The sequence below is a fragment of the Gemmatimonadota bacterium genome, from assembly GCA_026706845.1.
Lineage (GTDB): Bacteria > Latescibacterota > UBA2968 > UBA2968 > UBA2968 > VXRD01.
This window is the reverse complement of sequence record JAPOXY010000165.1, coordinates 1-4763: the sequence shown is the minus strand read 5'-3', so window position 1 is coordinate 4763 and position 4763 is coordinate 1. Positions and strand designations below refer to the sequence as shown.

The following is a 4763-nucleotide window of genomic DNA, read 5'->3' as shown; positions in this document are numbered from 1 at the left end:
TTTCGCACTGGTCGGTGCTGTCGGTACACCTACATCGCTCTCCGCTACCCCTGTGGCTGCCGCTGCGGGTGTCCCCTACATCGCCCCCTTTACAGGTGCGGCCTTCCTGCGTGAAGTCAGGTGGCAAAACGTGATTAACCTGCGGGCGTCCTATAACCAGGAGACCGAGGCTATGGTCGCTCGTTTGACTACAGACCTGGGTATTAAACGCATTGCCGTTATGTACCAGGATGACTCTTTTGGTCGGGCGGGTTATCGCGGCGTGCGGCAGGCTCTTGAGCGGCGTAGCATGGAACCTGTGGCAATAGGGGTGTACCAACGCAATACCACGGCGGTGAAGACGGGTCTGCTCAACCTGCATAGTGCAAATCCCGATGCCGTAATCCTGATCGGAGCTTACAAGCCGGTGGCAACGCTGATTGCCTGGGCGCGGCACACGGGTATGGATCCCGTATTCATGACCATCTCCTTTGTGGGCAGCAATGCGTTGGCCAGGGAACTCGGTCGCGGTGGTGCTGGGGTCTTCGTCACTCAGGTCGTACCTTTTCCAACAGATAACACTCTCCCCGTTGGTGTTGCCTATCGTCGTGCTCTAACGGCCCACGCCCCCGAAGCGACTCCCGGTTTTGTCTCCTACGAAGGCTATTTGGCGGGGCGATTGGCTATCGCTGCTCTCGAACGCTGTGGCAGAGAGGTTGACCGCGTTGGGTTTCTCAAGAATTTGCGCGGTGCCGATACTATTGATCTGGATGGCTTTGAACTTCGCTATGGCGCAAATGACAATCAGGGTTCAGACGCTGTTTTTCTCACCGTGATTGGCACAGATGGCAGCTATCGCTCGATCCAAACTCTGCGGGACGCAATAAAGCCATGATTGACATACTAAAACACCTGCTTGAAGGCCGCTACCGAATCTCGACGCAACTCTATTTGGGTATTGGCGGTGCTGTTGTCCTCACTATGGGGGCGAGTCTGGTTGGCTGGTTTTCCTTCAACAGTGTGGGTGACGCGCAAAGTCGCGTGAATGAAGGCAGTGTGCCCGGAATGGCAGCCGCATTTGGAGTCGCCCAACAAAGCGGTGCCATTGTAGCTGCAGCACCGCGTCTCATCGCTGCTGCAACGCCAGAGACATTTAATCAGGTTATTGCCGAGATCGCCACAGAGCGAAACACTTTTGAAGCGCAGTTGGCGGCTCTGACGCAGCAAGGTGAAGAAGAGGAGCGCTTCAGTCGCATTCGCGCCCAGGGTGGTACCCTGATCTCAAATATTGAAGCAATTGAAAGTTCGGTGGCCGAGCTTTTTGTGCTGCAAGAACAGAGTGAAGCCCTGCGCGCAGAACTGGTTAAAGTGCGCAATGAACTGGTTGGTGTCATGGTTCCGCTTATTGACGATCAGTTGTTCTACGCTATGACGGGGTATCGCAATCTCGGCGAAGCTCCCGCGTCGCCTGCACAGCACTTGTCGAGACAAGAGTTCGACCACTATCGCCATCTGGCTGCATTGCAAGCAGACGCCACCACAGCAATCCAGCTTTTGTCGAGTGCTTTCAATCTTTCAGATGCGCCCTTGATTGAGCCATTGCGGGAGCGCTTTGAGGCTGCTAAAGATAGGATTGAATGGAGTTTGTCGGCACTCGGAACGGCTCGTGCGAGTAGTCAGATCGCTCCGATATGTGCCCGCCTGTACCAGTTGGGGTTGGGAGAGCAAGGAGGATTTGACCTGCGTATGCGGGAACTCGAACACGTCGCGCACCAGCGGGATCTGCTCGCACGCAATCAATCTCTTGCCCTCGATCTGGTCGCCGAAGCCGAAGGGCTGGTAAATGCTGCCCGCATAAGTGCGAAGGAAGCTACCCACGCTTCCACACTGGCTATCGGCACCGGGCGCAGTCTGCTGTTGGTTTTGAATGTGATCAGCATTACTGGCGCGTTGTTGATCGCCTATTTATTCGTGGGACGAATGCTATTGCCCCGTCTCGAGCGACTATCCGTGCGGATGCGCGGCATGGCTGACGGCGACCTGGAGGGCAAGGTCGATATCGGCGGGAACGACGAGGTGGCAGACATGGCCGCAGCCCTTGAAGTTTTTCGCCGCCATGCCCTGGAGGTGCAGCGCCTGAATCTGGTGGAAAAACTGGCAGAAGAGTTGCAATCTAAGAACGAAGAGCTCGAAAAAGTGCTGGACGACTTGCGTGTGGCACAGGACCAGATCGTCATGCGCGAGAAATTGGCCTCGCTCGGCGAACTCACTGCAGGTGTGGCGCACGAGATCAAGAATCCTCTGAATTTTGTGAAGAACTTTTCAGAATCGTCGGAAGAGCTAATGGAGGAATTGGTGGAGGTACTGGACGAAAATCCCGAAGCACTGAGCGAGGAGCAGCGCGAATTGGTTGATGAGATATGCCAGGACCTCACCGACAACATGGGGCGTATCCTCCAACACGGCAATCGCGCTGACCGCATTGTTCACGACATGCTCATGATGGGGCGCGGCTCTGGCGAACGACAGCCCACTGAAATCAACAATTTGCTCGATGAACACGCCCGCCTTGCCTATCACAGCGCACGGGCGACTGACGCGGACTTCAACTTGACTATTGAGACGGATTTAGATCCAGATGCGGGGGAAATCGAAATTGTTCCGCAGGATCTGGGGCGCGTATTCCTCAACATGGTAGGCAATGCCTGTTACGCTACCGACGAGAAAAGGCGTGCTATTGAAGCAGATGATGGCGAGACTTTTTTCCCGACCCTGTCGCTGAGCACCAGGCGCCTGGATGATCGGATAGAGATAAGCATAAGAGATAATGGGAATGGGATTCCACCCGAGGTTGTCGATAAAATTTTCAATCCTTTTTTTACCACCAAACCGACAGATAAGGGCACGGGTCTTGGCCTTGCCCTTTCCAACGATATTGTGCGCGAACACGGGGGAAATATCCGGGTTGTATCCGATCCCGGTGAATTCACCGAGATGATAGTTGAATTGCCTTTGGTGCCGCCCGCGGTGACGACCGAAGAGGTAGCTAGATAGAAGGGGTGGAGGCACTGTCTCATCACTATGGGAGGAGCAGTCATGCAAATGTTCTTGAAAGCCTTTATTCAGCACCGGTTCACTAATCTGGTGGGAAAACCACTTGCGGTGCTCGGGTTCCTTGCGTGCGCTACAACTGCCGCGTATGCGGCAGTTGACGAAGAAACTCTGTTTGTCTTCAATACATTCTCATTCCTTATTTGGGGCGCGCTGATAATGTGGATGTGCGCGGGATTTACCATGCTCGAGTCCGGCTCTGTGCGCACCAAGAATGCCTCCATGATCTGCCTGAAGAATATTGGCATCTATTCCATTGCCGGGCTTGCCTACTATTTCATCGGCTATAACCTCATGTACGTCGATGTGGGGAATGTGATTGGGTCATTTAAATTCTTATACGGACCGTCTGGTGATGAACTTGCTCTGCTGGCGGCAGAAAATGATGCTGCAAAGGCGGCCGCAACGGCGGCAGTAGTTAAGAACGGCTATTCCACTATGTCGGACTGGTTTTTCCAGATGGTCTTTGTTGCGACCACTGCTTCCATTGTCTCTGGAGCCCTGGCCGAACGAGTCAAGCTGTGGTCTTTTTTCCTTTTTATTCTGGTGCTGACAGCGATTATCTATCCCATCGTCGGTGCGTGGACATGGGGCGAGGGATGGCTGAGTGCGATGGGTTTCAAGGATTTTGCTGGTTCGACCATCGTGCATAGCACCGGTGGTTGGGCAGCTCTTGCGGGTGCGATAGTCGTCGGACCGAGGCTCGGCAAATTCCGCAGCGATGGTACGGTTAAATCCACGCCACCATCCAATATTCTTGTGGTGACGCTGGGCGTCTTCATCCTGTGGCTCGGCTGGTTTGGCTTTAATGGCGGATCTCAACTGGCATTGGGAAGCGCGCTTGACGCGGTCGCGATGAGTCATGTACTGGTCAATACCAATCTGGCGGCCGCAGCCGGTGTTATGGCAGCTCTTTTAGTTTCTCGACCTATTTTGGGACGCATAGATTTGTTTGCAGGGCTGAATGGCGCAATCGCCGGTCTGGTCTCGATTACCGCTGGACCTGATATTGTTGCTCATTACTGGTCGGTCATTATTGGTGCTATTGGCGCAGTTGTGTGTACTGCCGGAATCAAGCTTCTGGAAAAAATCAAACTGGACGATGTGGTGGGGGCGATACCGGCTCACCTGTTCGCCGGTATCTGGGGCACCATAGCGGTCTGCATTGTTGGCGGCGGTAACTTAGGTGTGCAATTGATCGGCATCGTAGCGATTGGCGCATTCGTGTTTGTGACCTCGTGGGTTTTGTGGCGCGTAATTGCTATGACGTTGAGTGCGCGCGTGTCGCGCCAGGTCGAACAATTGGGTCAAGATGTTGGGGAATTGGGGATTGACGCCTATCCCGAATTTGTGCTTATGCCAGAAGAAGATGATGAGGAATAAGTGCCGGCAAGAATCTTCTGCATATCCCCTGGAGGGCGCGCTTCAAACATCATTTCTTCTTTTCTTACGGGATGCACAAATGTCAATTGAGTCGCGTGGAGCATCTGTCGATTAGTTTGTGCGAGCAGGTGGGCTGCTCCCCTGCGAAACAGGGGGGCAATTCCAGACAGCCGCTCCTCGCGTCCACCGTATAGCGGATCGCCAAATACAGGACGATTGAGGTTTGCCAGATGCACTCTGATCTGGTGTGTACGTCCGGTCTCCAGCGCGAGAGATAGCAAAGAGAGAAA

At 54.1% G+C, this 4763-nt stretch carries 4 protein-coding genes; 3 read left to right on the top strand and 1 reads right to left on the bottom strand.

Translation table 11 applies throughout. From position 1 onward, the window contains the following. The 3 genes from OXG87_15445 to OXG87_15435 all read left to right on the top strand — a co-directional run. The coding region (locus OXG87_15445; GenBank protein MCY3870943.1) for an ABC transporter substrate-binding protein at positions 1–874 on the top strand (874 nt) is incomplete at its 5' end. Then, the gene (locus OXG87_15440) at positions 871–3033 is read left to right on the top strand and encodes an ATP-binding protein (protein ID MCY3870942.1); all 2163 of its coding nucleotides are present in this window, start codon (positions 871–873) and stop codon (positions 3031–3033) included. The genes OXG87_15445 and OXG87_15440, both read left to right, overlap by 4 nt. A gap of 42 nt (positions 3034–3075) precedes the next feature. Beyond that, complete coding sequence (locus OXG87_15435; GenBank protein ID MCY3870941.1) at positions 3076–4473, top strand: ammonium transporter; 1398 nt, start codon at positions 3076–3078, stop codon at positions 4471–4473. On the opposite strand, the gene OXG87_15430 is transcribed toward OXG87_15435, so the two are convergent. Continuing rightward, positions 4428–4763, bottom strand: a 336-nt coding sequence (locus OXG87_15430) for a hypothetical protein (protein ID MCY3870940.1), incomplete at its 5' end; no start/stop codon positions are given. The two genes, OXG87_15435 and OXG87_15430, sit on opposite strands and share 46 nt — an antisense overlap.

What these genes read in the sequence shown, in the direction of transcription:
- OXG87_15435 (MCY3870941.1), top strand. Translation starts at nt 3,076, where the DNA reads ATGCAAATGTTCTTGAAAGCCTTTATTCAGCACCGGTTCACTAATCTG.
- OXG87_15440 (MCY3870942.1), top strand. Translation starts at nt 871, where the DNA reads ATGATTGACATACTAAAACACCTGCTTGAAGGCCGCTACCGAATCTCG.